Annotated in this window: 20 protein-coding genes; 8 read left to right on the plus strand and 12 right to left on the minus strand. The window is 72.8% G+C overall.

Annotated features, from left to right (window positions below; all coding sequences use genetic code 11):
* Window positions 1–87: 87 nt before the first annotated feature.
* From AB0J76_RS45260 to AB0J76_RS45270, 3 genes are all read right to left on the minus strand, one after another.
* Window positions 88–6,726 carry a LamG-like jellyroll fold domain-containing protein gene (locus tag AB0J76_RS45260; RefSeq protein WP_364393526.1) on the minus strand — a complete coding sequence of 2,213 codons (6,639 nt, stop codon included), beginning with the start codon at window positions 6,724–6,726 and terminating at the stop codon, window positions 88–90.
* A complete protein-coding gene (locus tag AB0J76_RS45265; protein WP_352326909.1) occupies window positions 6,708–7,181 on the minus strand; it encodes a hypothetical protein in 474 nt (157 codons plus the stop codon). Before AB0J76_RS45265 ends, AB0J76_RS45260 begins: the two co-directional genes overlap by 19 nt.
* Window positions 7,182–7,293: 112 nt before the next feature.
* On the minus strand, window positions 7,294–7,602 hold the full coding sequence (locus AB0J76_RS45270; protein ID WP_352326910.1) for a hypothetical protein: 309 nt from the start codon (window positions 7,600–7,602) through the stop codon (window positions 7,294–7,296).
* Window positions 7,603–8,127: 525 nt separating this feature from the next.
* On the opposite strand from AB0J76_RS45270, the gene AB0J76_RS45275 reads away from it, so the two are divergent.
* From AB0J76_RS45275 to AB0J76_RS45285, 3 genes are read left to right on the plus strand one after another with little or no spacing between them, the layout of a single operon-like run.
* A complete protein-coding gene (locus AB0J76_RS45275) occupies window positions 8,128–9,357 on the plus strand; it encodes a histidine kinase (protein ID WP_352326911.1) in 1,230 nt (409 codons plus the stop codon).
* Entirely contained in the window at window positions 9,342–10,049 is a 708-nt protein-coding gene (locus tag AB0J76_RS45280; protein ID WP_352326912.1) for a response regulator transcription factor, read from the plus strand. Before AB0J76_RS45275 ends, AB0J76_RS45280 begins: the two co-directional genes overlap by 16 nt.
* Window positions 10,050–10,070: 21 nt before the next feature.
* Window positions 10,071–10,631 carry a GNAT family protein gene (locus tag AB0J76_RS45285; RefSeq protein ID WP_352326913.1) on the plus strand — a complete coding sequence of 187 codons (561 nt, stop codon included), beginning with the start codon at window positions 10,071–10,073 and terminating at the stop codon, window positions 10,629–10,631.
* Window positions 10,632–10,644: 13 nt separating this feature from the next.
* On the opposite strand, the gene AB0J76_RS45290 is transcribed toward AB0J76_RS45285, so the two are convergent.
* From AB0J76_RS45290 to AB0J76_RS45315, 6 genes are all read right to left on the minus strand, one after another.
* The gene (locus AB0J76_RS45290) at window positions 10,645–11,052 is read right to left on the minus strand and encodes a nuclear transport factor 2 family protein (RefSeq protein ID WP_352326914.1); all 408 of its coding nucleotides are present in this window, start codon (window positions 11,050–11,052) and stop codon (window positions 10,645–10,647) included.
* Window positions 11,053–11,201: 149 nt separating this feature from the next.
* Window positions 11,202–12,206: a C-terminal binding protein gene (locus tag AB0J76_RS45295; RefSeq protein ID WP_352326915.1), complete on the minus strand. Its 1,005-nt coding sequence runs from the start codon at window positions 12,204–12,206 to the stop codon at window positions 11,202–11,204.
* Entirely contained in the window at window positions 12,193–13,965 is a 1,773-nt protein-coding gene (locus tag AB0J76_RS45300; protein WP_352326916.1) for an IlvD/Edd family dehydratase, read from the minus strand. Before AB0J76_RS45300 ends, AB0J76_RS45295 begins: the two co-directional genes overlap by 14 nt.
* Before the next feature lie 103 nt (window positions 13,966–14,068).
* The gene (locus tag AB0J76_RS45305) at window positions 14,069–14,848 is read right to left on the minus strand and encodes an LLM class flavin-dependent oxidoreductase (RefSeq protein WP_364393534.1); all 780 of its coding nucleotides are present in this window, start codon (window positions 14,846–14,848) and stop codon (window positions 14,069–14,071) included.
* Window positions 14,848–17,199 carry an excinuclease ABC subunit UvrA gene (locus AB0J76_RS45310; RefSeq protein ID WP_352326564.1) on the minus strand — a complete coding sequence of 784 codons (2,352 nt, stop codon included), beginning with the start codon at window positions 17,197–17,199 and terminating at the stop codon, window positions 14,848–14,850. The genes AB0J76_RS45305 and AB0J76_RS45310 overlap by 1 nt, the downstream gene beginning before the upstream one ends.
* A gap of 73 nt (window positions 17,200–17,272) precedes the next feature.
* The gene (locus AB0J76_RS45315) at window positions 17,273–17,827 is read right to left on the minus strand and encodes an NAD(P)H-dependent oxidoreductase (RefSeq protein ID WP_352326562.1); all 555 of its coding nucleotides are present in this window, start codon (window positions 17,825–17,827) and stop codon (window positions 17,273–17,275) included.
* Between the two features lie 116 nt (window positions 17,828–17,943).
* Here AB0J76_RS45315 and AB0J76_RS45320 point away from each other — a divergent pair, with 116 nt between their 5' ends.
* A complete protein-coding gene (locus AB0J76_RS45320; RefSeq protein ID WP_352326560.1) occupies window positions 17,944–18,861 on the plus strand; it encodes an AraC family transcriptional regulator in 918 nt (305 codons plus the stop codon).
* Between the two features lie 12 nt (window positions 18,862–18,873).
* Here AB0J76_RS45320 and AB0J76_RS45325 read toward each other — a convergent pair whose 3' ends face one another.
* The gene (locus tag AB0J76_RS45325; protein ID WP_352326558.1) at window positions 18,874–19,431 is read right to left on the minus strand and encodes a hypothetical protein; all 558 of its coding nucleotides are present in this window, start codon (window positions 19,429–19,431) and stop codon (window positions 18,874–18,876) included.
* Window positions 19,432–19,631: 200 nt separating this feature from the next.
* Between AB0J76_RS45325 and AB0J76_RS45330 the strand changes: the two genes are divergently transcribed.
* Both AB0J76_RS45330 and AB0J76_RS45335 read left to right on the plus strand, forming a co-directional pair.
* Window positions 19,632–20,216 carry an isochorismatase family protein gene (locus AB0J76_RS45330; RefSeq protein WP_352326557.1) on the plus strand — a complete coding sequence of 195 codons (585 nt, stop codon included), beginning with the start codon at window positions 19,632–19,634 and terminating at the stop codon, window positions 20,214–20,216.
* 13 nt (window positions 20,217–20,229) lie between these two features.
* Window positions 20,230–21,132, plus strand: a complete 903-nt coding sequence (locus tag AB0J76_RS45335) for a DJ-1/PfpI family protein (protein ID WP_352326556.1) — start codon at window positions 20,230–20,232, stop codon at window positions 21,130–21,132.
* A gap of 54 nt (window positions 21,133–21,186) precedes the next feature.
* On the opposite strand, the gene AB0J76_RS45340 is transcribed toward AB0J76_RS45335, so the two are convergent.
* Window positions 21,187–21,654, minus strand: coding sequence for a cupin domain-containing protein (locus AB0J76_RS45340; protein WP_352326554.1), 468 nt, complete (start codon window positions 21,652–21,654; stop codon window positions 21,187–21,189).
* Window positions 21,655–21,728: 74 nt separating this feature from the next.
* Between AB0J76_RS45340 and AB0J76_RS45345 the strand changes: the two genes are divergently transcribed.
* Window positions 21,729–22,340 (plus strand): pyridoxamine 5'-phosphate oxidase family protein, encoded by a 612-nt coding sequence (locus tag AB0J76_RS45345; RefSeq protein ID WP_352326553.1) that lies wholly within the window; start codon window positions 21,729–21,731, stop codon window positions 22,338–22,340.
* Between the two features lie 15 nt (window positions 22,341–22,355).
* On the opposite strand, the gene AB0J76_RS45350 is transcribed toward AB0J76_RS45345, so the two are convergent.
* On the minus strand, window positions 22,356–23,333 hold the full coding sequence (locus AB0J76_RS45350; protein ID WP_352326551.1) for a phosphotransferase: 978 nt from the start codon (window positions 23,331–23,333) through the stop codon (window positions 22,356–22,358).
* Between the two features lie 101 nt (window positions 23,334–23,434).
* On the opposite strand from AB0J76_RS45350, the gene AB0J76_RS45355 reads away from it, so the two are divergent.
* Window positions 23,435–24,049, plus strand: coding sequence for a TetR/AcrR family transcriptional regulator (locus tag AB0J76_RS45355; protein WP_352326550.1), 615 nt, complete (start codon window positions 23,435–23,437; stop codon window positions 24,047–24,049).
* The last annotated feature ends 46 nt before the right edge of the window (window positions 24,050–24,095 follow it).

Consider the following 24,095-nt stretch of genomic DNA (forward strand, 5'->3'; position numbering starts at 1 on the left):
CGGGCGGACCGCGGACGCCTCCCAAGGACGCGGGTGAACGCTGTCGTCGGCGACGCCGGCCGGGGCCGGCCGGCGTCGCCTGGTACGTCAGGTCACGGTGAAGCGGATGGGGCCCGCCAGAACCGTGTAGCCGTCGTTGTGGAGGTAGTACGCCGCGTACGCGCCCGGGCCGGGGAGTCTGTCGGTCGGCATCACGAGCGTGCCGGTCGCGCCGGGGGTGTAGCGCCAGTCGATGGACTCGCCGTCCTTGGGGGCCTTGGTGGCCGGGTAGAGGCCGATCCAGTTCTTGTCGCTGACCGTGGCGGGCAGCGTGGAGTAGGTGAAGGTCAGGCTCGTGCCCTTGGGGACCGACGTCGCGCCCAGGGTGACCTTGCCGTCGGGGGCCGCCGCCGCGGCGGGCGGCGCGGCGGTGAGCGGGGCGTCGTCCGGTTGCAGGTTGTAGTAGGCCGCCAGGCGGCCCACGATCGTGTCGGCGTACGGGGCCAGCCGGGCGAAGTTGCCCACCAGCGCAGCCCTGGCCGCCTTGTTGAGTGCGGCGAAGTCCTTCGTCGCGCCGGTCAGGTGCGGCTGGAGCTTGGTGATGAGCGCGTAGTCGCTGGCGATGCCGAGCGACCCCATCTCCTGGGCCAGTGACGGTGTGCTCACACCGGTGTCCAGCACCCGGCTGACGAACGTGACCCGGTGCATGATCCGCCAGCACGGCGGCTTGGTCTCGGCCTGCTGGGCCCGCTTGAGCGCCAGCGCGTTCGGGTCGGTGCCCCGGTCCAGCCACTCGGGGTCGATCACCTTGCCGTAGAAGTCCTCGAAGTTGTCGGTGGTGGTGTCCAGGTAGAGCGTCATGAACCGGTAGGCGTCGACCCGGCCGGGCACCAGGATCGGCTTGCCCGCCGCGTCGAACTGCGGCTTGTCGCCGACGAACTTCTGCAGCTCGGCGCCGGGCCCGCAGCTCACATCGAGGCTGAACGTGCGGGTGGCCTGTTTGGACTTCTTGCGGGTGACGCTGTACCCGGCGCTCATGGACGCCTCCAGGCCGAACTTGTGGCCGAAGTCCATGACGTCGAAGCTGATGGCGTAGTTGCCGCCGAAGGTGGACTTGAAGGAGAACGCCCCCGAGGTGGTCTCGGTGACCTGGTCGGTCGTGGCCGTCGTCTCGGCGAAGAAGCCGCCTGCGGCGGTCCACACGTAGGTGTTGACGATGTTGCGGCGCGAGGCTGATCTGGTGGCCGCGCGTTTGGCCTCGGGGTCGCCGCCGGAACCGGCCTCGGTGGTGGCGCCGGTGCCGCCCGTCATCCCGTTCAGCACCTTGGCCGCCTGGCCGTGGGTGGGGTCCCAGGTGTGGGTCTGGATGGACACCGAGTCGTAGAACCCCTGCAACTGCTGCTGCTCGCGCTGGATGCGCTTCTTGATCCGGTAGGCCTCGGCGGGTCGGTAGTAGCTGTACTCGCCGCTCACCCCGTCGGCGGCGTTGGGGAAGTGCGGGTCGGGGAACGGACGCAGGCCGGGGACCTGGCCGTACTCGTGGAAACCGACGATCCCGTCCAGGGTGCCCTGTTTGGTGTAGCGGGGGTTGATCGGGAACGGGATCAGGTTCCAGTCGCGGGGGATGTCGGGGCTGGGCAGCATCCGGTAGGCGACGACGGCGCCGGTGTGCGTCAAGCGCAATGCGTACATGTCGGCGGTCTCGGACTGCACGACGGCGAAGCCGGTGTTGGCGGGCACCCAGCGGCGTCCGACGGTGGGGTTGACGTGCTTGGTGCCGTCGGCGTCCTCCCAGCCGCCGGCGAGGGTGACCTTGCTGGTGCGGGTGGTGTTGGCGCCCTGGGACACCTCCGTGGTGTCGCTCCAGCTGTTGGAGAAGTCGAGGGACAGGTAGAAGCCCCACTCCTGCTTGACCGCGCTCATCGGCTTGGCGGTGCCGGCGCCCAGCGGCGCGAGGACGGCCCAGACCTCGTCGCCGAACGCCTGGTCGAAGGCGATCTTCATCGCGCTGTCGACGCTGACGTCCCGCTGGGAGGACAAGGTGTTGACGACGTTGTCGGCCTGCACGAAGGCGACCGACGAGGTGCCCGCGTAGTCCTTCTTCTCGTCGATCATGTTCTCCGACGGGATCGGCGGCGCGCCCTCGATATAGCCGATGAGCTGGGGGTCGAACTGCACCTGGCCGACCCAGGTGGTGGCCAGTTCGCCGACCTTGAAACCGGTGCTCAGCGCCCACGACTTGTCGTCCTGGAGGTAGCCGTAGGCCCGCTTGAGCACCCCGATGATCGAGTCGTCCGGGAGCCGCTGCACGTCGCCGTACTCGGTGGCGGCCGGGGTGGTCGCGATCGTGCCGTGGAAGGAGGTCTTGATGCCGGTCAGCGCCGAGCGGATCCGGGCGGCGTCGGTGGAGATCGGCGCCGTGGACAGTACGATCTTCGGACCGGGCGCCGACTGAGTCAGGTGCTGGCCGCTCAGCCCTGCGTCCTTGACCAGCGCCCCGGCCACCGTGTCGTCGGCCTCGAACGGGTAGTAGGCGAGCAGGTGCTGCCGGTCTCCCTTGACGCGGCCGAACATGTTGTCCAGGATCTGCTCCTGCGTACGGGCGGTCCGCCAGACCCGGATCTCGTCCAGGTCGCCGGTGAACCCCTCGCCCACCACCGAGCGTGGCGCGGCGGACCGGGCAACGGCCGCCTGCGTCGCCGGCTCCGTCGCCACGGGGCTGCCGTTGCGGTACAGGGTGAACCTGTTGCCCGCCGGGTCGGGGGTGCGCACCCGGGTCACGGCGCGCAGCGTGGCGGGATAGGAGCCGCACATGTCCTGAGTGGTGGAGCCCTTGGACTCCGGGAACCTCCACCAGGCGACCAGCCCCTGCGCTTTGGGACTGATGGACACGCCGATCTGGTCGGCGTCCCTGGCCACGTTCCAGATCCTCACCTCCGACAGGATGCCCTTCAGGCCGGACACGGTCTTGCCCTCGACCATGCGGCCCAGCTCGGCGGGCGCGTCGTTGCCCACGGGCTTGGCGCCCTTGTAGCGGTGCGTCCCGGCGTCGGCGCCATCGACGTAGAAGCGGATCTCCACGCCCGTCTCGATGCCGGTCGGGTTCCTGCGCACGACGGCCACCCTGTGGAATCTGCCAGTTGTGAGGGCCATGGTGGATTTGTGCACGACGGGGGCGGCCGTACCGGATCCGGCCTCGAAGGCGAAGGCAAGGCGGTTGTCGTTGTCGACGTACAGGCAGTAGGGCACGGCCGTCTGACCGCCGTCGCCGAGCACGCCCTTGCCGACGAGCCCGTGCCGGCCGCTGGACTCGATCTGGACGAACGCCTCGATGGTCAGGTTCTCCACGATGTCCAGGCCGCCGGGGCCGCCGGCGTCCAGGTAGCCGACGCCGTCCATCCGCATCGCCCAGTCCTGGGTGAACGCGACGGCCAGGTGGGCCCAGTCCCCCGGCGGGAACAGGTCGACGGTGCGCACGCTCTGCTCGTTGACGGTCGCGTCGATCTGGTAGGCGAAGGAGCCGTCGCCCTTCAAGAGCTGCGTCAGGCTCAGCGCGTACCGGGTGGGGCCGGTGTCGGTGGCCAGGATCAGGGCGCCGTTGTTGACCACGGTCGGCCTGATCCACGCCTCCATCGTCAGGTCGCCGGAGGCGGCCAGGGCCGCGATGTTGGCGGTGTCCGCCAGGTGCAGACGGTTCTTGGCGTCGCGGTCGAAGGAGAACGCCCGGCCGGGGGAGTCGCCGTGCCAGCGCGGGCCGAGCGGCTGGCTGACGTCGGCGGCGGTCCCGGCGGGGACCGGCCCGGTGGCGCTCTGGGCGTGCGCGCTGACGATCAGCGAACCCGAGGCCACCGACACGCCGGGGGCGCTGCAGGTGGCCTTGGTGTAGTCGTAGGCGGGGGTGCGCACCTTGGCGCCCGTGCCGGCGGTCAGGCCGCCGCTGGTCAGCGTGATCTGCGCCGAGCCGGCCGGGGTCGCCTCGGCCGTCCGGCTGTCGGCGCCGACCGTCACAGCCGAGCCGGCGGTCAGCGCGGTCGCCAGCGGCTCTATCAGCGTCACCACCTTGTCCTGGAGCGACAGCACCGTGCCCAGCTCGGCTCCCTTGGCGGTGCCGTTCAGCACCGAGGCCAGCTGGTCGGCCCGGTCGGGCACCGAGGGGAACGTCTCCTTGGTCGTGCCGCGGCTGACCTCGACCGTGCACAGGCCCGCCCCGGTGGCGGTCACCTTGACCGCGAAGTCGGCCGAGCGCAGGGCCATGTCGCGGGCCGACAGCCGCAACGTGCCGTCGGCGACGGTGAACTGCTTGACGGCAGGGGCGATCGTGGCGGCGTAGTAGGTGGCGAAATACTGGCCGGCGCCGCCGCGGAAGTACAGCGCCACCTCGCCGGTCGAGCTGTCCAGCAGCGCGGGGGCGTTGCCCGTCCAGGCGAAGGACAGCAGCGCGCCGAGTGTGGTGAGCCCGGCACGGTCGGTGTGCAGCGTGGGCATCGGCAGCACCGCCTCGGCCGCGCCCGCCTGCGCGCCGGTCAGCGTGGCCAGGGTGTTGAGCGCGGCGTCCAGGGCCGCCTTGTCGGCGCCGAGCCGCTGGGAGGCCTCCAACTGCTGCAGGTACCTCTGCGCCAGCGGCACCGCCTCGGCCATGATCTCGGCCTCCCGCTGCCGCTCCGCGTTCCTGGCCGGTCCGACGATGGTCCTGTTGAGGGTGTACAGGCTGAAGATGCCGCCCCTGGTCAACTCCTCCTCAAGCTGCTTCAGCCGGGCCACGCTGCTCGGCATCCAGTCGGTGAGCTGCTGGTCGGTATAGAGCTTGCCGCGCGCGACGGTCACCGCCTCCTCCGCCTGACGGAGTCGCTCGGTGTCCTTGGTCGGGTCGGGTGTGCCGATCCAGGCCAGGTCGACGACGCCGGGCAGCCTGGCCAGCCGGCCGTCCTTGGAGACGGCGAAGTCCAGGGTGGCGACGTAGGAGCGATCGGCCGGTTCGCCCTTGGGCGGCGGCCCGGAGGTGGCGAAGGCCAGCATCACGCGCGCCTGCCTGCGTTCGGGCACCGGCGCCTGGCCGTAGCCCGTCACCGAGGACTGCTGCTGGTAGTACAGCGTCGCGGTCAGGCCCGCGACAGCCTTTCGGCCGGTGACGGTGAACGACTGGCGGGTGATGCCGGGGCCGTCGTAGACGGGGGCATCGGAGTCGGTCCACACGGGGCCGGGGTCGAAGCGGCCGGAGAACTTGTTGGCGCTCCGGTCACGGACCTCCACGCCGGCGCCCTCGTCGAGGGGGAAGTAGGCGTACAGGCCGGTCTCGCCGCCCGACAGGCGCTGGCCCCGGGTGGCGAAGTCGGCGCGCGCGATCGTCCAGACCCGCACCTCGTCGATCTGGCCGGTGAACACGTCGGCGGAGGTCTGACCAGGGCCGCGCCCGCCGACCACGATCCGGGCGCTGACATCGACCTGCTCGGACGTGGTGAGCGAGCCCGCCGCCGCGCCGTTCACATACAGCCGCAGCGCCGCTCCGTCGAAGACGGCCGCCACGTGCGCCCAGACCCCCATCGGCGCCACCGTCGTCGAGGTCAGGGTCTGCGTGCCGTGGCCGAACCGCAGTTTGCCGTCGGCCTGGAGGCTCACGTGCACAGGGCTGTCCATGCTGGTGCGCTGGGTGCGTCCGATGATCAGCCCGGTCCCGGTGGCGGCGGCGGGCTTGATCCAGGCCTCCAGCGTGTACGGCCCCGCCGGCGCGGCCGTGACGCCCACGCCCGCGATCACCGGAGCGCCCGTGCCGTCGAAGCGCAACGCTGTTCCGGCCCGGTCTTGCGGCGGTTTGACAGGAACCAGCAGCTTGCGGGTGTGCGAGTCGATCCCAGGGGACCGTTCCAGCACCGAGGCGGCGTACTTGGGGTCGGGGCTGGTCCACAGTTGGGTTCCGGCGGGGTTGAACAGCCCGTCGGGGGTCTGCTCCAGGTTGTGGCCGTGCACGGTGCCGGAGGCGTCGGCGGTGAAGATCTGCCAGCGGGTATGCCCGGTGACGGCCGTGGGCAGCGTCAGCGCGGTGAACAGGCCGCCGGTGAGCCGTCCGGCGAACGACAGTTTCATGGTCGGCTCGTAGAACAGCCGGCCCTCCATGTCCCGGGTGCCCAGCGTGTCACCGCCGGAGGCGGGCAGGATCCGGCTGCGGCTGCGCTGGTAGCGGACGTCCACCACCGGCTTGAGCTCGGCGCCCACCAGGACGAAGCGGTCGCACAGCAGCGCGGCGTCGGCCTTGGCCGCCTTGCCTCCGGCGGCGTCGCCGGTCAGCCGCCCGGTGGTCGTCTCATAGACCGAGCCGGCCGCGCCCGCCGCCACCGATTGGCGGAACACCAGCAGGTAGCGGCCGTCGGAAACCACCTGGATGGGGAACTCGGAGGTCAGCCGGGCGGTCGTGGACAGGAACGGGTCCTCCTCGCCGGGCAGCAGCTTCTCCGAGGGCGGCACCTCTGCCGAGCCCAGCTTCTTGACGACCGGCATGACCGCCACCTGGGGCGTCTCGGCGCCCACGTCGACGATCTCGGTGGGGAACACCAGCACGGCCGGGTCGGCGTTCCAGTAGGCCGCGTCGAGTGCGCCGCGCGCCCGGTCGGCCTGGTCCAGGCTGAGCACGCTGTAGTAGACGCGGCGGTCGGCGCCGAGGGCGAAGCCGACCACGGTGCCGTTGTGCCGGACCATTGTCGTGGAGGTGTACTCGCGGTCCTTGTAGACCTTGATCAGGTTCTTGTCGTGCACGAAGTGAGCTCCTTGCCGATCAGTCCGCATCCAGGCGCTGGATGGGTTCGTCGTTGCTGTCGGTGTTCTCGGTGCGCATCGCCTTTTCGAGCGGCGGGCGCTGGCACGCTGTGGACGACCTGGTCGGCCTCGTTGCAGTCGACGCTGCGGGCTCCGGCGCAGGTGACGGCGCCGGTCAGGTTCTCCGACGGCCCTGGGGGCGCGCCGGCCTCGATCCTGCCGCCAGGTTTGGCCGTCGGCATCGCGGCCGCGCCCGCGATCCCGTGACCGACCCCGGTGACCTTCCGCTTGAACGGCGGCTCGGCGGGGCCGTCGGCCGTGTACGCCGCGTCCGGCTCCCCCTTGGCCGCGTCCAGGACGCTGTAGGCGATCCGCCGGCTCGCGTCCATCGCCGGCGTCACATGCGTGTACGCGAGGTCCCCGTGGACGTTGATCAGTGCATCCCCGGCCCCCATCGCCCCCCTCCCCCGCCCGCTTCGCCGTCGAAGCCCTCTCGACGATGAGCCCGACCAAGCGATAGGTCAAGACGATCACGATGGCCACATTCGGCCATCCCACAGCCGCCCATCACACCTGCTCAGGCACCACCGAACGAGGGGCATACCCGACCGCGACTCCCACGGCCTCAAGAACGCACCCGCCCCGGCCCCGGCGAGATCGAACTCCTCCACCCCACCGCCCGACCGCGCCGATGCCATCGCCGAGCTCTGCGACGACGCCGACGCCGATGCCGACGGCATGGGCGACCTGAGCGGTGGACGGCACGCCGCCGGCCGTGCCTGGCAGCACCGCGAGCATGCCATGCCCGGAGTTCTTGCCCGGGACGCCGGCGATCATCTCGCCCATGCCGTCGCCGGTGACGTCGATGACCGCCACGGTTTGGCCCATGGCGTCGCCGGGAGCCGACTGCTCGCCGATCGGATCGGCCTCGGGAGCGGCGCCGGGAGCCGCGATTCGGAAGGATCAAGGAGGCGTGTCGTATCCAGCTTGGGACTGAATGGTGGGGCTCATGACCGTGGCGACCGGGCACCTGAGACCGGGGGACGACGTCAGGACGCGGGACGTGATCCGATTCGTCGGGACAGCGACAGGGGCCGCACGGCAGGCGTGATTCCCAGCACTACCTCGCGCATGATCGTCGGCCCGCACCGCACCTTGGCAGCATGGAGAATCCAACGCGCCCGGATCCTTGGTCGCTTGCCGAATGTGCGGCTGTAGCGCATGGTCAGCGCCCTCACTTCGATCATGTCTCTCCCTCGTTCGCCGGACTGAATCGAGCCTGGCGAGCCGCGGTCCCGGCCTCCATGGGTGCGCGTCCACCTGCCGGGGTGGGAAAACGCCACCCCGGGGGGTGGGGCCGGCCCCACCGCCTTCTCCTCGCCGATCGGGCAGACTGCAGCTGTGACGGGGAGACGACCCTCGCCCGGCGGGCCGGCGTGGCGGGCGGTGACCGGCCTGGCGGCGTACGCGCTGAAGGCGGTGACCGGCCTGGCGCTGAACGCCGTCACCGGCGTGGCCGCGCTGGGGCTGCTCGTCCTGGTGCCGGTGAGCGCCGTCCTGGTGCCGGTGGCCGGGCTCGGGCGGGCGCCGCTCGGCCGGCTGCTCGCGGCCGCCCGCCGCCTGGCCGGGTTCCAGCGCCGCTGGGCGGGCCGGACGCTCGGCCTGGACGGCGACGGGAAAGGCACCGGAAACAGCATCCCGGAGAGCGACGGCGACGGGAACAGCGGCGGCGGTCGGCCGGGGAGGTGGCGGGAGCTGGCCTGGCTGGCCGTGCACGGCGTCACCGGCCCTGCTCCCGTGCTGGCGGTGTGGGCCATGTTGTCCGCCCTGGACTACGTCTTCCTCCGGCTGCGGCCGGCGGAGACGAGCCTGCTCAACACGTTCGCCCTGAGCATGTCCACGGTGGCCATCGCCGTGGTGGTGCTCATGGCCGTCCCGCTGTTCCGCACCGGCCAGGCGCGGCTGGCGCGGCGGCTGCTGGACGCCCGGCCCACGCCGGACACGCGGATCAGGGAGCTGACCGCGTCCAGGGCCGCGCTGGTCGACGCGCGCGCGGCCGAGCTGCGCCGCATCGAACGCGACCTGCACGACGGCGCGCAGGCCAAGCTGATCGCCATCCGCATGCACCTGGGGCTGGCCCGCGGCTGCGGCGACCCGGACGAGACCCTGCGGATGATCGACGAGGCGCGGGAGATCGCCGGGCAGGCGCTGGGCGACCTGCGCGACCTGGTGCGCGGCATCCATCCCCCCGTGCTGACCGACCGCGGCCTGGCCGGGGCCATCGAGGCGTCCGCGCTGCTGTGCCCGATGCCGGTGGAGATCGACATCGACCTGCCCGGCCGCCCGCAGCCGCCGGTGGAGTCCGCCGTGTACTTCGCCGCGGCCGAGGCGCTGACCAACGTGACCAAGCACAGCGGCGCCTCCCACGCCTGGGTGCGGCTGCGGCACACCGCCGGCGTGCTCCGGCTGACCGTGGGCGACGACGGCCGGGGCCCGGTCCGCCGCGACCGGGGCACCGGCGTGCGCGGCATCGAGGACCGGCTGTCCGCCTTCGACGGCTCGCTCACCGTCAGCAGCCGTCCCGGCGGCCCGACCGAACTGACCATGGAGGTCCCGTGCGCGTTGTCATAGCCGAAGATCTCGCGCTGCTGCGGGACGGGCTGGTCCGCCTGCTGTCGGCGCACGGCTGCACCGTCGTGGAGGCGGTGGACAACGGGCCCATGCTGCTGGCGGCGCTGGTCCGGCACCGTCCCGACGTGTCGGTGATCGACGTGCGGCTGCCGCCCGGCTTCACCGACGAGGGCCTGCGCGCCGCGCTGGAGGCGCGCGCCCGGGTGCCGGGGCTGCCGGTGCTGATCCTGTCGCAGTACGTGGAGCAGCTGTACGCCAGGGAGTTGCTGTCCGACCGCTCCGGCGGGGTCGGCTACCTGCTGAAGGACCGGGTGGGCGACGTGGACCGGTTCGTCGACGCGGTGCGCCAGGTGGCCGCCGGCGGCACCGCGATGGACCCGGAGGTCGTCTCCCAGTTGCTGACCCGCCGCGACAGGGACGAACCGCTGGCCGCGCTGACGCCGCGCGAGCGCGAGGTGCTGACGCTCATGGCCCAGGGCCTGTCCAACCTGGCCATCGCCGCCCACTTCCAGGTCACCGACAAGGCGGTCGGCAAGCACACGAACAACATCTTCGCCAAGCTCGGCCTGCCTCCCTCCGACGACCACAACCGGCGCGTCATGGCGGTGCTGACCTACCTGCAGGCCGTGCCCGGCCCGCCGCGATCAACGGGCCCGGCCGCCCGTGAGAGGATTCCCCCGCAAGACGGGTGAAGCCTGGACGGAAAGGCAGCAATGTTCGCGATCTCCCTGGGCGACGACGGTGCGGAGCTGCGTCCGCTGGAGCCCTGGCGGGCCGAGGAGTTCCTGAGCCACATGGACCGCGGGCGCGAGTTCATCGGCCGGTTCATCGCCCTGCCCGACCTCGTCACCGACCTGGAGTCCGCCAGGTCGGTGCTGCAGGGGTACGCGGACAAGGCCGCGGCCGACACCGGGCGCATCTACGGCATCTGGACCGGCGGCACGCTGGTCGGCGGCGTGCTGTTCCGGACGATGGACGTCCGGCTCGGCACCGCCGAGGCGGGCTGCTGGCTGGAGCCGTCGGCGGCGGGCAAGGGCCTGGTGACCAGGGCCATCCGGGTGATCATCGACTGGGCCGTCGAGGAACGCGGCATCCACCGCGTGGAGTGGCAGGCCGCGGCGGGCAACACCGCCAGCATCGCGGTGGCCCGGCGGCTCGGGATGAGCAAGGACGGCGTCCTGCGCGAGAGCTACCCCCACCGGGGCGTCCGGCACGACGTCGAGGTCTGGTCCGTGCTCGCCCCGGAGTGGCGGGCCGGCCGCCGGACGGGCTGAACCGCGGGCGCGGCTATCCGGCTTCGTCCAGTCGCCTGGTGGTCTGGTCGATGCGGCGGATGCGGCCGTCCGGGGCCAGGCGGCCGAACATGAAGACTTCTGCCGCGAAGGTCGTGCCCTTGCGCAGCCTCGTGCGCAGGGTCCACCGGGCGGCGATCCGGGCGCCGGAGACGAGCGTCTCGTGGATCTCGACGCCGGACCCGTCGCCGGCGGCCATCGCCTCCTTGTCGACCTGCCGCCGGACGGGACGGGCGTGGTCGATCATGCGCTGCCGGTCGATCACGAGCCCGTCGTTGCAGTACTCGAAGTCCGGCACGAAGTAGCGGTCGATGATGGCGGCGGGCTCCTCGCAGGAGACGGCCATGTCCCGGGTGTAGGCGGTCAGGAAGTCGGCGAGGTCGCGCTCGCAGGTGATGCCCATTCGGCGTCCTTGAGGGTGTGGGGGTGGCTGCCGTCCCGATCCTCGCCGCCCGCGCCCGCCGCCGTCGTCCTACGGGCGGAGGCGGCCGGCGCTACTCCCGCCGTCGTACGCTGCCGCGCGGCTACGGCGCCGGGACCACCCGGCCGCCGTCAGCGCCGGACGGTCACGTCGTTCACGGGGCTGCGCGGCGCCTGCCCGGTCAGGACCCGGACGGCCTCCTCGGCGGCGAACCGCCGCACCGTCTCGATCGCCTGCTCGGAGTAGTAGGCGGCGTGCGGGGTGACGATCACGCCGGGCAGCGTGAACAGCGGGTTGTCCGGACGCCAGTCGCGCTGCTTGGCCGGCTCCTCCTCCAGGTCGTCCAGGGCCGCGCCGGCGATCCATCCCTGGGCGAGCGCCTGGTACAGCGCCTCGTCCTGCACGATCGGGCCGCGCGCGGTGTTGACGAGGATCGCGTCCGGCTTCATCCTGCGCAGCGTCTCGTGGTCGAAGGCGTGGTGCGTCCCCGGGGTGAGCGGGGCCTGGATCACCAGGTAGTCGGCGCCCGCCACGAGCTCGTCGAACGACACCGGCCGCACGTGGTGCGCGAGGATCCGGGAGTCGTCTATGAAGGGGTCGTGCGCCCAGACCTCGACGCCGAAGGGCCGCGCGCGGGCGGCGATGAGCTGGGCGATGGCGCCGAAGGACAGCAGCCCGAACACCCGCCCGCGCAGCCGCAGGATCGGCTCGCCGGTCTGCCATTGCCACACGCCGCGCCGGGTGGCGCGGTCGTACTGGCAGATCTTGCGGGCGGCGGCCAGCCAGAGCGCGACGGCGTGGTCGGCGACCTCCTCGGCGCACCACTCGTTCGGCGCGTTGGTGACCTGGATGCCGCGCCTGGTCGCGGCGTCGACGTCGACGATGTCCACGCCCGTGCCGTAGCGGGCGATCACCCGGCAGCGGGTGAGGGCCTCGACGGCGCGGGAGCCGATCTGCGCGTACTGGGTCAGCACGCCGTCGGCGTCGCGGCCCTTCTCGATCACCTCGTCCTCGCTCTTGCACTGCTCGGCGAGGAGGGCGAACCCCGCGGCCTCGACGATCGCGCGTTCGATGTCCACGTCGCCGAAGTCGGAGTCGGCGATCATGATGGTGCCTCTGGCGTCAGTGCGAGTCACGGGGAATCCCCTTGGTGTGTACGAGGTCCTGGTACGACAGGGCCAGCTCCAGGCATCCCCCGCCGTCGAGCTGCCCGACCGTGGCGCGGTAGATCTCCTGCCACGGCGTCTGGTTCTCCAGCGCCGGCGGCGTGTGACTGGCCCACCGCGCGGCGATCTCCTCCTCCGTCAGCAGCACGTCGACGCGCGCGTTGTCCACGTCGACGCGGACGAGGTCGCCGGTGCGCAGGATGGCCAGGTTGCCCCCGGCGGCGGCCTCGGGGCTGGCGTTGAGGATGGACGGCGCGTCGGAGGTGCCGCTCTGGCGGCCGTCGCCGAGCGTGGGCAGCGTGGTGACGCCCAGCCGCAGCAGCGCCGACGGCGCCTCCATGTTCACCACCTCGGCCGACCCGGGGTAGCCGATCGGCCCGGTGTAGCGGATGACGAGGATGCAGCCCTCGTCCACGCCGAGGTCCGGATCCTGGATGCGGGCGTGGTAGTCCTCGGGCCCCTCGAAGACGATCGCCCGGTAGTCGCGGACCGCGCGGAACTCGTCGCTGAGCACGGAGGTCTTCATGACGGCCGAGTCGAACAGGTTGCCCGTCATGACGAGCAGCCCGCCGCGCGCGGCCAGCGGGGCGTCGTAGGGACGGATGACCTCCGGGTCGGCGGGCGGGGCGTCGGCCAGGTTCTCCCCCACGGTACGGCCGGAGACGGTCATGGCGTCGGCGTGCAGCCGCCCGGCCGCCAGCAGCGACCGCATGACGGCGGGCACGCCGCCCGCCCGGTAGAAGTCCTCGCCCAGGAACTCGCCGGCGGGGGCGACGTCGGCCAGCACCGGGACGTCGCCCCCGACGCGCTGCCAGTCGTGGATCGTCAGCGGCACGCCGACGTGCCGGGCGATGGCGTTGACGTGGATGGGCACGTTGGTGGAGGCGGCGATGGCCGAGGCGACGACGATCGCGTTCTCGAAGGCGCGCATGGTCATGATCTTGCGCGGGGTGAGGTCCTCGCGCACCAGCTGCACCGCCCGCAGGCCCGTGTCGTAGGCCATCTGGGCCCGGCGGCGGTAGGGCGCGGGGATCGCCGCGCAGCACGGCAGCGACATGCCGAGCGCCTCGGCCAGGCTGTTCATCGACAGGGCGGTGCCCATGGTGTTGCAGTGGCCGATGCTGGGCGCGGAGGCGGCCACGCGCGCCATGAACTCGTCGTGGTCGATCTCGCCGGTGGCCAGCAGCCGCTTCGACTGCCAGATCACCAGCCCCGACCCCGACGCGGCCATGCGCCTGCCCTGGTGATAGCCGTTGAGCATCGGCCCGCCGGACAGGACGATCGCCGGGATGTTGACGGTCGCCGCCGCGGCCAGGCACGCGGGCGTGGTCTTGTCGCAGCCCGTCGTCAGGACGACCCCGTCGAGCGGATATCCGTAGAGCACCTCGACCAGCCCGAGGTAGGCGAGGTTGCGGTCGAGGGCGGCGGTCGGGCGCTTGCCGGTCTCCTGCAGCGGATGGACGGGGAACTCCAGCGGGATGCCGCCGGCGTCGCGGATGCCGTCCCTGACCCGGTCGGCCAGGGCGAGGTGGTGGCGGTTGCAGGGCACCAGGTCGCTGCCCGTCTGGGCGATGCCGATGATCGGCCGGCCGGACTGGAGCTCCTTCGGGGTCAGCCCGAAGTTGAGGAACCGTTCGAGGTAGAGCGCGGTCATCTCCGGATTTCCGGCGTTGTCCCACCAGGCCTGGCTGCGCAGGCCGCCGCTCTCGGGATGGCCGGTCGGACGCATCAGCTCGCTCCTCACTCGCGCGGGCCGCCGGCCGGGTGGTGTCGTGGAGCACCTCGGACGGGCGATGACTGGCCTACCCCGGCACCGCCACCGCGCAAACGCCTCAGATCATCGCCGCCATCACCTGCTCGACGCTGCTGACCTCGGGAAACTCGATGAGGCACCACGTCGCGCCGGCGTCCTCGTACGGGCCGGGATGCACCCCCGGCAGGACGCCGACCGCGACCTCGAAGCCCTCCAGCCCGCCTCGGTGCTCGGCGACGACGGCCAGCATCTCCCGCAGCCCGACCGGGGTCGTCTCGGGACAGAGACCGTCGAAACGGGCGGCACGGCGGAGCGGCGCCCGCCTGACCGACTGGGCGGCGACCCAGACGGGGATCCGCGGCCGCTGCACGGGCTGCGGCTGGAACGCCAGGTCGTCGACGCGGTAGTGGCGGCCCCGGTGGCGGACGGGCAGCCCGGTCCAGAGCCGGCAGATGACGTCGAGGCCCTCGTCGAGCATCTCCGCCCGGACGCGCGGGTCGCCGGTCTCGCCGAGCCTGCTCAGCTCCCCGCCGTTGTCCGAGCCCAGCCCGACGCCGAGCACCATCCGCCCGCCGCTGAGGTGGTCGAGCGCGGCGGCCTGCCTGGCCACCTCGTACGGCCTGCGCCGCGACAGCGGCGTGACCCTGGTGCCGATGCGGATGCGCTCGGTGGCGGCGGCGATCGCGGCCAGGGCGATCCAGGCGTCGCAGACGGCCAGCTCCGCGTTCAGCGGGCGCACGACGTGGTCCCACAGGAAGACGCCGTCGAACCCGGCGTCCTCGGCGCGGGCGGCCAGGTCGGCGAGCACCCGCGGGTCGGCCAGCTCACCGAACGGCGGCAGGTACAACGCCCGGCGCATCACAGCAGGCCCTTCAGGTGCGGCGCGGTACGGCTGCGCGGGCTGGCGGCCACCTGCGCCGGCGTGCCCGCGGCCACCACCGTGCCGCCGGCCGAGCCGCCTCCCGGCCCGAGGTCGATGACGTGGCCGGCGGTCGCCACCACCCGCATGTCGTGCTCGGCGACCACGACCGTGCCGCCGCCGCCGACCAGGTCGTGCAGCCGGTCCATGAGCACGTCGGTGTCGTGCGGGTGCAGGCCGGTGGACGGCTCGTCGAGCAGGTAGAGCGTGGACTCGGCGCGGCGGCCCTGCAGCTCGGCGGAGAGCTTGATGCGCTGGGCCTCGCCGCCCGACAGCTCGGTGGCGGGCTGCCCGAGCCGCAGGTAGCCGAGCCCCACCTCGTGCAGCGTCTCCAGCGGGCGGCGTACCGCGGGGACGTCGCCGAAGAAGCCGGTGGCCTCGTCGACCGTCATCTCCAGGACCTGGGCGATCGTGCGGTCGCGGTAGGTCACCCGCAGCGTGCCGGGGTTGTAGCGGGCGCCGCCGCAGTCGGGGCAGGGCGCGTACGTCGTGGGCAGGAACAGCAGCTCGACCGCGACGTAGCCCTCGCCCTGGCAGGTCTCGCAGCGTCCGCCGGGCACGTTGAAGGAGAACCGGGCCGGGCCGTAGCCGTGGGAGCGCGCGCCGTCGGTGGCGGCGAACAGCTTGCGCACCGTGTCGAACAGCCCGGTGTAGGTGGCCAGGTTGGAGCGCGGGGTGCGGCCGATGGGCTGCTGGTTCACCCAGACCACCCGGCGCTCCCCTTCCGCGGCCTCGGCGAGGGCCGCCAGCAGGCTGCTCTTGCCCGCCCCTGACACGCCGGTGACGGCGGTGAACACGCCCAGCGGCACGTCGACGTCCACGCCCCGCAGGTTGTTGCGGGTGAGCCCGCGCAGCTCCAGGCAGCCGGCCGGCCGGTGCGCCGGGCGTTCCGGCACGACGGAGTGGAACAGGTAGCGGCGGGTCACCGACCCGGCGACCTCGCGCAGCCCGGGGACCGGCCCGCTGTACAGGACGCGCCCGCCGTCGCCGCCCGCGCCGGGGCCGACGTCCACCACCCAGTCGGCCTGGCGCACGACGTCCATGTCGTGCTCGACCAGGCAGACGGTGTTGCCAGTGTCGCGCAGGCGGCGCAGGAGGTCCGACAGCGCGGCGGAGTCGGCGGGGTGCAGGCCGGCCGACGGCTCGTCCAGCACGTACACGACGCCGAACAGCCCGGCGCGCAACTGGGTGGCCAGCCGGATGCGCTGCAGCTCGCCGCTGGACAGGGTCGGCGCGGGCCGGGCGACGCTCAGGTAGCCAAGCCCCAGCTCGTCCAGCACCTCGATGCGGTCGAGGATGTCGCGGGTGAGCGCCCCCGCCGGTCCTGGTTCGTCCCGGTGCGGGCGGAGCACGCCGGCCAGTTCGCCCATCGGCATCGCGGCCAGCTCGACGACGGTGCGGCCCGCGTACGTGACCGCCAGCGCCTCGGGACGCAGCCGCCGGCCGCCGCAGAGCGGGCAGGTGCGGGCGGTCATGAAGCGTTCGGCCCGCAGGCGGCTCTTCTCGCTGGCCGAGGAGGCGTACGCCTTGAGCACCAGCCGCCGGGCGCTGGCGTACTTGCCCTGGTAGGGGCGGTGGATCCGGCCCGCCTCGCGTACGGGATGGACGGTGACCACCGGCTCCTCGTCGGTGAACAGGATCCATTCCCGCTGCTCGCGCGGCAGGCTGCGCCAGGGCGCGTGGATGTCGTAGCCGAGCGTCGCCAGGATGTCGCGCTGGTTCTTGCCCTGCCAGGCGCCCGGCCACGACGCGATCGCGCCCTCCGCGATGCTCAGCGACGGGTCGGGCACCAGCGACTCCTCGGTGACCTCGTGCAACACCCCCTGCCCCTGGCACTGCGGGCACGCCCCGGCGACGGTGTTGGGCGAGAACGCGTCGGAGTCCAGGCGCGGCGCGCCCGCCGGGTAGACGCCGGCGCGGGACATCAGCATGCGCAGCGAGTTGGAGACCCGGCTCAGCGTGCCGACCGTGGACCGCGCGGACGGCGTGGCACGCCGCTGGCCGAGCGCGACCGCGGGCGGCAGGCCGGTGATGTCGTCGACGTCGGGCATCGGCAGCTGCTGCAGCAGCCGACGCGCGTAGGGCGCCACCGACTCCAGGTACCGGTGCTGCGACTCGGCGAAGATCGTGCCGAACGCCAGCGACGACTTGCCCGACCCGGAGACCCCCGTGAACGCCACCAGCGCGTCGCGCGGGATCGCCACGTCGACGTCCCGCAGGTTGTGCACCCGCGCGCCGCGCACCCGGATGCCGCTGACCACCTCATCTTCCACTCTGCGCAATCTACCCATCGCCCGCCGCGCGACCGCCGGGCGACCACAGTGCCGGCCGCAGTGCGGCCAGAGTGCGGCTGTCGGGGCGGGATCAGGCCGCCCGCAGCGGGCGCAGCGCCGAGCCCCACGCGAGGACCTGGTCGAGGACGGCGTTCAGCCGGTCCTCGTGGGCGGCGGCGGGCCGGAAGCCGTCGGCGAAGTCGGTGGCGATCGACAGGCCGACCTGGTTGGACACGGTGGCCACGCTGAGCAGGCCCAGCACGTGCCGCAGGTGCGCGATGGCCCGGGGCGCGCCGTCCACGCCGTAGCCGACGAACCCGGCCGCCTTGTTGGTCCACTCGGCGTACAGGAAGTCGAGAGCGTTCTTGAGCGCGCCCGGGTAGGAGTTGTTGTACTCCGGGGTCACGATCACGAACGCGTCCAGCTCCGACACCGTGGCCGACCAGCGTCTGGTGTGCTCGTGCTGGTAGTTGCCCATGGCGGGGTGCTCGGGCTCGTCCAGGTTGCCCAGGTCGTAGTCCTTCAGGTCGATGAGCCGGTACTCGGCGTCGCCCCGCTTGGCCGCCAGATCGCGCACCCAGTGGGCCACCGCCTCGCCGTTGCGGCCAGGGCGGGTGCTGCCGAGGATGATCCCTACCTTGAGCATGTGCCTCTCCCTCAGTTCGGTTACGGAAACCAACCGTAGGAAGAACGGCTGAGATACTGAATGCGCTGCTGTCCACCATTTATACGTGAGCGTCTCAGCCCTTAGACTCAATCCTCATGGACGTGCTGAGCGACGTAATGGCCTTCATGCGGTGCGGGCGCCCCACCTCCTCCCGCATCTCCTGGCGGGCGCCCTGGGGGGTGGCGTTCCGCTCGGTGCCGGGGTCGGCGGGTTTCCACGTGGTGCTGCGCGGGTCGTGCTGGCTGATCCCGCCCGACGGCGAGCCCGTCCCGCTCAGCGTCGGCGACGTGGTGTTCCTGCCGCACGGCGACGACTTCGGGCTGGCCGACGATCCCGCCCGGCCCCTGGTCGAGTCCGACTGCGAGCCGCACTCGGAGTTGTTCGCCTCGGCCGGCTTCGGCGGCACGGGGGCCGAGACGGTGGTGCTGTCCTGCGGCTACCGGCTCGAACTCGACCGGACCCACCCGATCCTGGGCTCGCTGCCCGGCGTGATCCACCTGCCCGCGACGCTCGGCAGCCGTCCGGAGCTGCGGGCCGCCGTCGAGCTGCTGGCCGCCGAGATCGACGGCCCGCGGCCCGGCACCGACACCGTCGTGTCGTCCCTGCTCGACATGTTGCAGCTGTACGTCCTGCGCGCCTACTTCGAGACCCAGGACGAGCCCTGCACGGTCTCCGGCTGGGCCGCCGCGCTGGCCGACCCCGTCGTCGGCCGCGCGCTCGACGCCATCCACCGCGACCCGGCCCGCCGCTGGACCGTCGAGTCGCTCGGCGCGCACGCGGGCATGTCCCGGGCCGGCTTCGCCCGCCGCTTCACCGGGCTGGTGGGGCAGCCGCCGCTGGCGTACCTGACGTGGTGGCGGCTGATGAGCGCGGCCCGCCTGCTGCGCGAGTCCGACGCGCCGGTGGCGCGGGTGGCCGAGCAGGTGGGGTACGGGTCGGAGTTCGCCTTCGGCAACGCCTTCAAGCGCGAGTTCGGCGTCGCCCCCGGCCGCTACCGCCGGTCGGCGGCCTGATCCCTCCGGCCGTCACCGCCGGTCGGTGGCCTGATCCCACGGGCCGGCCGGGTCGGGGCCCCATCGTTCCTGGGCGTACTGGCGGCGGACGCCGGCCGACTCCCCGATCCGGGTCCAGGAGCGGCCGTCCTTGCGGGCCGCGCGCACGGCGGCGTCCAGGTGGCCCTGGGCCCGGCGCACGGCCTCGGCGGCCTGGCGGACGGCGACCAGGCTCGGCGGGTCGAGGTGGGTCTCCCACTCCGCGCGGATCGCGACGGCCACGTCGTCGGGGGCGGCGCCGGACAGCAGGCATTCGCTCAGCGCGTAGATGCGCCGGGCCGCGAAGTCGTGGCGCACCTGGGCCACGCGTTCCCACAGCGGCCCCTGCCATCCGCAGGCGCAGTGGCCGCGCCAGCCGATCGCGGTGCGGCCGTCCACGACGTCGCCGCGGCCGAAGCCGATGCGGCCGTCGGAGCCGATCGGGTGCACCCTCGCCCCGCCGTCGGCCGGGCCGGTGGAGACCCGCCCGTCGGGGAAGACGGCGGCATCCCAGCCTTCGTGGCGTCCGTCGTCGCCCTCCCACCACTTCATGACACGCCCCCTCCAGAGATCGTCCGGATCAGCTGGCGCCTCCATGGTGGCAGGCGGCACCGGCCCTTGCGAGGGCCCGCGGATTACGGTGTCACGCTGGGGGGATATCGGCCCGGCGGCGGGGCGCCGACTGGATCGGTCCACACGCTGACCAGGTCGTGCCTTCCGCAGGGGCGCCTCGTCCGGCCAGCCTGGGTGGCGTGATCAGCGCCCTCGTCGTCATCGACGTCCAGAACTCCTTCCTGCAGCTTCCCGACTGGCGGCACACCTCCAGGCCGGACATCGTCCCGCAGGTCAACCGCCTGGCCGCGGCCGCCAGGCAGGCCGGGGACGCGGTCGTGTGGGTGCTCGGCTCGCGGCCCGGCTCGGGCACGGTCTTCGATCCGGCCCGCGGGTTCGTCCAGCTGATGGACGGCCTTGAGCCCCTTCCGGACGAGCCCGTCCTCACCAAATCGGCGCACAACGCCTTCACCACCACCAACCTCCACCAGTTCCTCACCCGGCGCGGCGTCAGGCGGCTGACCGTCTGCGGCATCCGGACCGAGCAGTGCTGCGAGACCACCGCGCGCCTCGCCTCCGACCTGGGCTTCGAGGTCGACTTCGCCATCGACGCCACCGCCACCACGCCGCTCCCCCACCGCGACGCGCCCGACGACGTCCCCTTCGACGAGCTCGTACGGGACCCGCGCACGCTCGGCGTGGACGACATCCTCGCCCGTACCGAATACGCTCTGTCGGGTCGTTTCGCCACGATCAGGACCGTGGACGAGCTCACCGGGAACTGAGGAGGCGCCGGTCATGTCCCGAGTCGTCTTCCTGCTCATCCCGCGGGTGCACCTGCTCGACGTGGCCGGGCCCGCCCAGGTCTTCTCCACCGCCGCCGACCTCGGCCGGCCGTACACCATCGACTACGTCGCCGAGGAGCGCGAGGTGGCCAGCGTGCAGGGGCTGACGCTGCACGCCCGCACCTCGTGGCCGTCCCTGACGCCCGACGACCTGATCGTCGTGCCGGGCTGGCGGGGGCCGGCCCGGCCGGCGAGCGGCGAGACGTTGCGCCGGCTGCGCGAACACCACGCGTCCGGCGGCACGGTGGCCGGCGTGTGCGCGGGGGCCGACGCGCTGGGCCGGGCCGGGCTGCTCGACGGCCGCCGGTGCACCACCCACCACACCGTCCAGGACGAGCTGGCCCGCCTCTACCCGCGGGCGAGCGTCGCCAGGGACGCGCTGTACGTCGAGGACGACCGGATCGTCACCTCGGCGGGCGTGGCCGGCGGCATCGACGTGGCGCTGCACCTGGTGACCACCCGGCACGGGCCGTACGCGGCGGGGCAGGTGGCCCGCGCGATGCTCGTGCACGCCCACCGCGACGGCACGGCCGAGCAGGTCAGCCCGCTGCTGCGACGGCGTTCGCACGTGGACGAGACGGTCCACCGCATCCAGGACCTGATCGAGACCCGGTTCACCGAGCGGCTGCCGCTGAGCCTGCTGGCCGGGGCCGCGGGATGCAGCGAGCGCACGGTGACCCGGCTGTTCCGGCGGGCCACCGGGCTCACCCCGCTGGCCTACCAGACCGCCCTGCGGCTGGAGCGGGCCGAACACCTGCTCGGCCGCGGCGCGACCGCCGAGGTCGCCGCGCGCGAGGTGGGCTTCGCCGACGCCAGGATGCTGCGCCGGTTGCGCACCCGCGCCACCGCCTCCTGAGAGTGGGCGCGACAGATCAGGCGGCGGGACAGAGCGGCGGGTGAGAGCCGCGGGTCAGAGCGAGGCGGTGCGGTAGCGGGAGCGGAACTCGGCCAGCAGTTCGTCGGTGACCTGCGCGCCCGCGGCGACGGCCGCGTGCACCTCGCGGAAGTACCCCTCGTAGCCCGCGGGCGTGTAGAGGCACAGTGCGCGCACGACGCCGTCGCCGGCGTTCCTGAACCCGTGCGGGGTGCCGCGCGTCGCCGCCAGCAGGTGGCCCGGCCCGGCCGTCACCTCGCCGTCGCCGTCGTGCAGGGTCAGCTCGCCGTCGAGGACGTAGAAGTACTCGTCGTGGCCCTGGTGGACGTGCGGGCGCGCCCCGACGACGCCCGGGTCCAGCGTGAACTCCTCGAACGCGAACCGGTCCCCGGTGTGCTCCCCGGTCAGCCGGAAGAAGTGCCGGACCCCGGCGACGTCGATGAGCTCGCCCTCGGCGGGACGCCGGAGCAGGGGACGCGGTTCCGGGCTCTCGTTCGCGATCATGCCCGGCATTCTGCCACCCGCGGGAACGACGCCCTCGCCTCCACACGAAACGGCGAAAGAGGATAATCCGGATCATGGGAAAGACCTACGACCGGATCGACGGCCGGTTGCGCACGTTCATCGAGTCACAACCCATCTTCTTCACGGCGACCGCCCCCCTGGCCGGCGACGGCACGGTCAACCTCTCGCCCAAGGGCCTGAAGGGCTCGTTCGCCGTCCTGGACGACCACACCGTGGCCTACCTCGACTTCGCCGGCAGCAATGCCGAGACCATCGCCCACCTGCGCGAGAACGGCCGCGTCACGCTGATGTGGTGCGCCTTCGACGGCCCGCCGAACATCGTGCGCGTGCACGGCCACGGCGAGCCCGTCTTCCGCGACGACCCCCGCTGGGCCGGGCTGCTGCGGCACTTCCCGGACATCGACCCGGCCCCGCACGGCCTGCGCGCGATCATCGTCGTGACCGCGCGGCTGATCCGCGACACCTGCGGGTACGCCGTCCCGTTCATGACCTACGACGCCGACCGCCCGCTGCACGGCTCCCGCTTCGCCCGCGAGGACGACGAGTCGCTCGACGCCTACTTCCACAAGAAGGAGCACGTGGCGACCAGCATCGACGGCCTTCCCGGGCTGCCGCTCCCGCTGCCCCCGCTCCCCCCGCTCCCCCCGCTCCCCCGCGAGGGCTGACCGGACGGGCCGCCGTCACAGGACGGCGAGGGCCTTGGCGATGTTCCACTCGGCCAGCTCCAGCATCCAGCGCCGGCCGGGGAAGTCGGTCCCGGCGATGCGCAGCGGGCCCTCGATCAGCGAGAGCACCTGGGCGTACCGGTAGAGCTCCAGCCGGTGGGGGTCGAGGGCGATCGGGCGCAGCGCGGGGTAGGCGTCCTCGAAGCGCATGCGCAGCCAGGCGTGCTCCCACTCGGCGTCGAAGTAGGTCAGGCCCTCGAAGTCGATCAGGACGGGTTCGCCCGCGGGCGTGACGAGCACGTGGTCCGGCCCGAGCTCGCCGTGCACGAGCACGTACCGTTCGCGGGGGGCGACCGCCTCGCGCAGGCGGCGTACGTGGGCGGCGATCCGGTCGTGCGCCTCGCCCATCCTGGCGTCGCGGGCGGCGACGGCGGCGAGCTGGGCGAGCGCGCGGTCCAGGACGACGTCCTCGGTGGGCCGGGAGGGCCGGGCCCGGCCGTCGGCCAGGTGGGCGAGCTTGCCGTAGGACGGGCCGGGGGTGGCGTGCATGCGGCGCAGGGCCTCGCCGAGCGCGGCCAGCGGCCGGGCGGCGGCGGCCGGATCGCCTTCCATCAGGGCCTCCAGCGTGGTGGCGCCCGCGTCCTCGACCAGGGCGATGGCCGCGCCGAAGTGGCGGCCGCCGGGGTCGAGCGCCAGCAGCCGGGGGACCCGCACGTCCGCCGCGGTCAGGGCCGCGTGGGCGGCGGCGAACAGGTCCGCCCCCGACGCGTCGGCGAAGGGGTCGTCCTCGCTCGCGGGGGACGCCGGCCAGTAGTTCTCGCCGGCCGCCCAGACGTAGAGGATCACGCTGGTGGCGTCGTCCAGCCGGAGCCGGTAGACGCCCTTCTTGCTGCCGCCGGTCAGCCGGTCGAACGCGGCCGGCCGCCGGTCGGCGCCGAACTGCTCGGCGACCAGGTCGCGCACGTCGTCGGGCCGCAGGAATGTTCGATTCATGATCGTTTTCTATCACTGAGGAGGGCCGGCGCCGCGCCGCCGTCACGGGTTCGTGAAAACATCTGATCGGCAGGTCAGGTCGTGCAGGAAGGTTGTCCCCGATGCCGCCCGCGTTCACCGCAGAGGAGAAGGCCCGCATCACCGCCCTGTTGCTGGCGAACGGCGAGAAGCTGTTCACCGGCCAGGGCCTGCGCAAGACCTCCCTGGAGGAGCTGATGGCCCCCACGGGGGTGGCCAAGAGCAGCTTCTACGTCTTCTTCGACTCCAAGGAGGCGCTGTACCTGGAGCTGATGCTGCGCCAGACCGGCGAGGTGCGGCGCCGGGTCATCGACGGCGCGCTGATGAACGCCGACGACCCGCGCGAGGCGCTGCGCCGCTTTCTGCACGCCACCGTCGAGGAACTGTCGGTCAACCCCCTGTGGCGCCGCCTGATGACCCATCCGGAGGAGATGCAGGCGGTGGCGCGCAAGCTCGACCCCGAACGGGTCGCCGCGATGTCCGGCAGCCCGGCCGCCGCCCTCACCGAGTACGTCACCGCCCGCCGGGCCGCGGGCGAGCTGGTCGACGCCGACCCCGCCGTCATCATCGGCGTGCTGCAGTGCGTGCTGCTGGTGCCGATGTTCGCCGAGCGGCTCGGCGACCCGGCCCTGCACCCCAGGATCATCGACCTGCTCATCGACGTGGTCGCCGCGGGGCTGGCCCGTCCCGGGGGATGACGTCCCGGGAGATGACGTCCCGGGGGTGGAGATAACTACAGGGGGA

Source organism: Nonomuraea sp. NPDC049624 (genome assembly GCF_040675255.1).
GTDB lineage: Bacteria > Actinomycetota > Actinomycetes > Streptosporangiales > Streptosporangiaceae > Nonomuraea.

Excerpts from the sequence above, each read along its gene's own strand:
- AB0J76_RS45265 (WP_352326909.1), bottom strand. The coding sequence starts at position 7,181 with ATGGGGGCCGGGGATGCACTGATCAACGTCCACGGGGACCTCGCGTAC.
- AB0J76_RS45285 (WP_352326913.1), top strand. The coding sequence starts at position 10,071 with ATGTTCGCGATCTCCCTGGGCGACGACGGTGCGGAGCTGCGTCCGCTG.
- AB0J76_RS45290 (WP_352326914.1), bottom strand. The coding sequence starts at position 11,052 with ATGGGCATCACCTGCGAGCGCGACCTCGCCGACTTCCTGACCGCCTAC.
- AB0J76_RS45300 (WP_352326916.1), bottom strand. The coding sequence starts at position 13,965 with ATGCGTCCGACCGGCCATCCCGAGAGCGGCGGCCTGCGCAGCCAGGCC.
- AB0J76_RS45305 (WP_364393534.1), bottom strand. The coding sequence starts at position 14,848 with ATGCGCCGGGCGTTGTACCTGCCGCCGTTCGGTGAGCTGGCCGACCCG.
- AB0J76_RS45310 (WP_352326564.1), bottom strand. The coding sequence starts at position 17,199 with ATGGGTAGATTGCGCAGAGTGGAAGATGAGGTGGTCAGCGGCATCCGG.
- AB0J76_RS45315 (WP_352326562.1), bottom strand. The coding sequence starts at position 17,827 with ATGCTCAAGGTAGGGATCATCCTCGGCAGCACCCGCCCTGGCCGCAAC.
- AB0J76_RS45320 (WP_352326560.1), top strand. The coding sequence starts at position 17,944 with ATGGACGTGCTGAGCGACGTAATGGCCTTCATGCGGTGCGGGCGCCCC.
- AB0J76_RS45325 (WP_352326558.1), bottom strand. The coding sequence starts at position 19,431 with ATGAAGTGGTGGGAGGGCGACGACGGACGCCACGAAGGCTGGGATGCC.
- AB0J76_RS45335 (WP_352326556.1), top strand. The coding sequence starts at position 20,230 with ATGTCCCGAGTCGTCTTCCTGCTCATCCCGCGGGTGCACCTGCTCGAC.
- AB0J76_RS45340 (WP_352326554.1), bottom strand. The coding sequence starts at position 21,654 with ATGATCGCGAACGAGAGCCCGGAACCGCGTCCCCTGCTCCGGCGTCCC.
- AB0J76_RS45345 (WP_352326553.1), top strand. The coding sequence starts at position 21,729 with ATGGGAAAGACCTACGACCGGATCGACGGCCGGTTGCGCACGTTCATC.
- AB0J76_RS45350 (WP_352326551.1), bottom strand. The coding sequence starts at position 23,333 with ATGAATCGAACATTCCTGCGGCCCGACGACGTGCGCGACCTGGTCGCC.
- AB0J76_RS45355 (WP_352326550.1), top strand. The coding sequence starts at position 23,435 with ATGCCGCCCGCGTTCACCGCAGAGGAGAAGGCCCGCATCACCGCCCTG.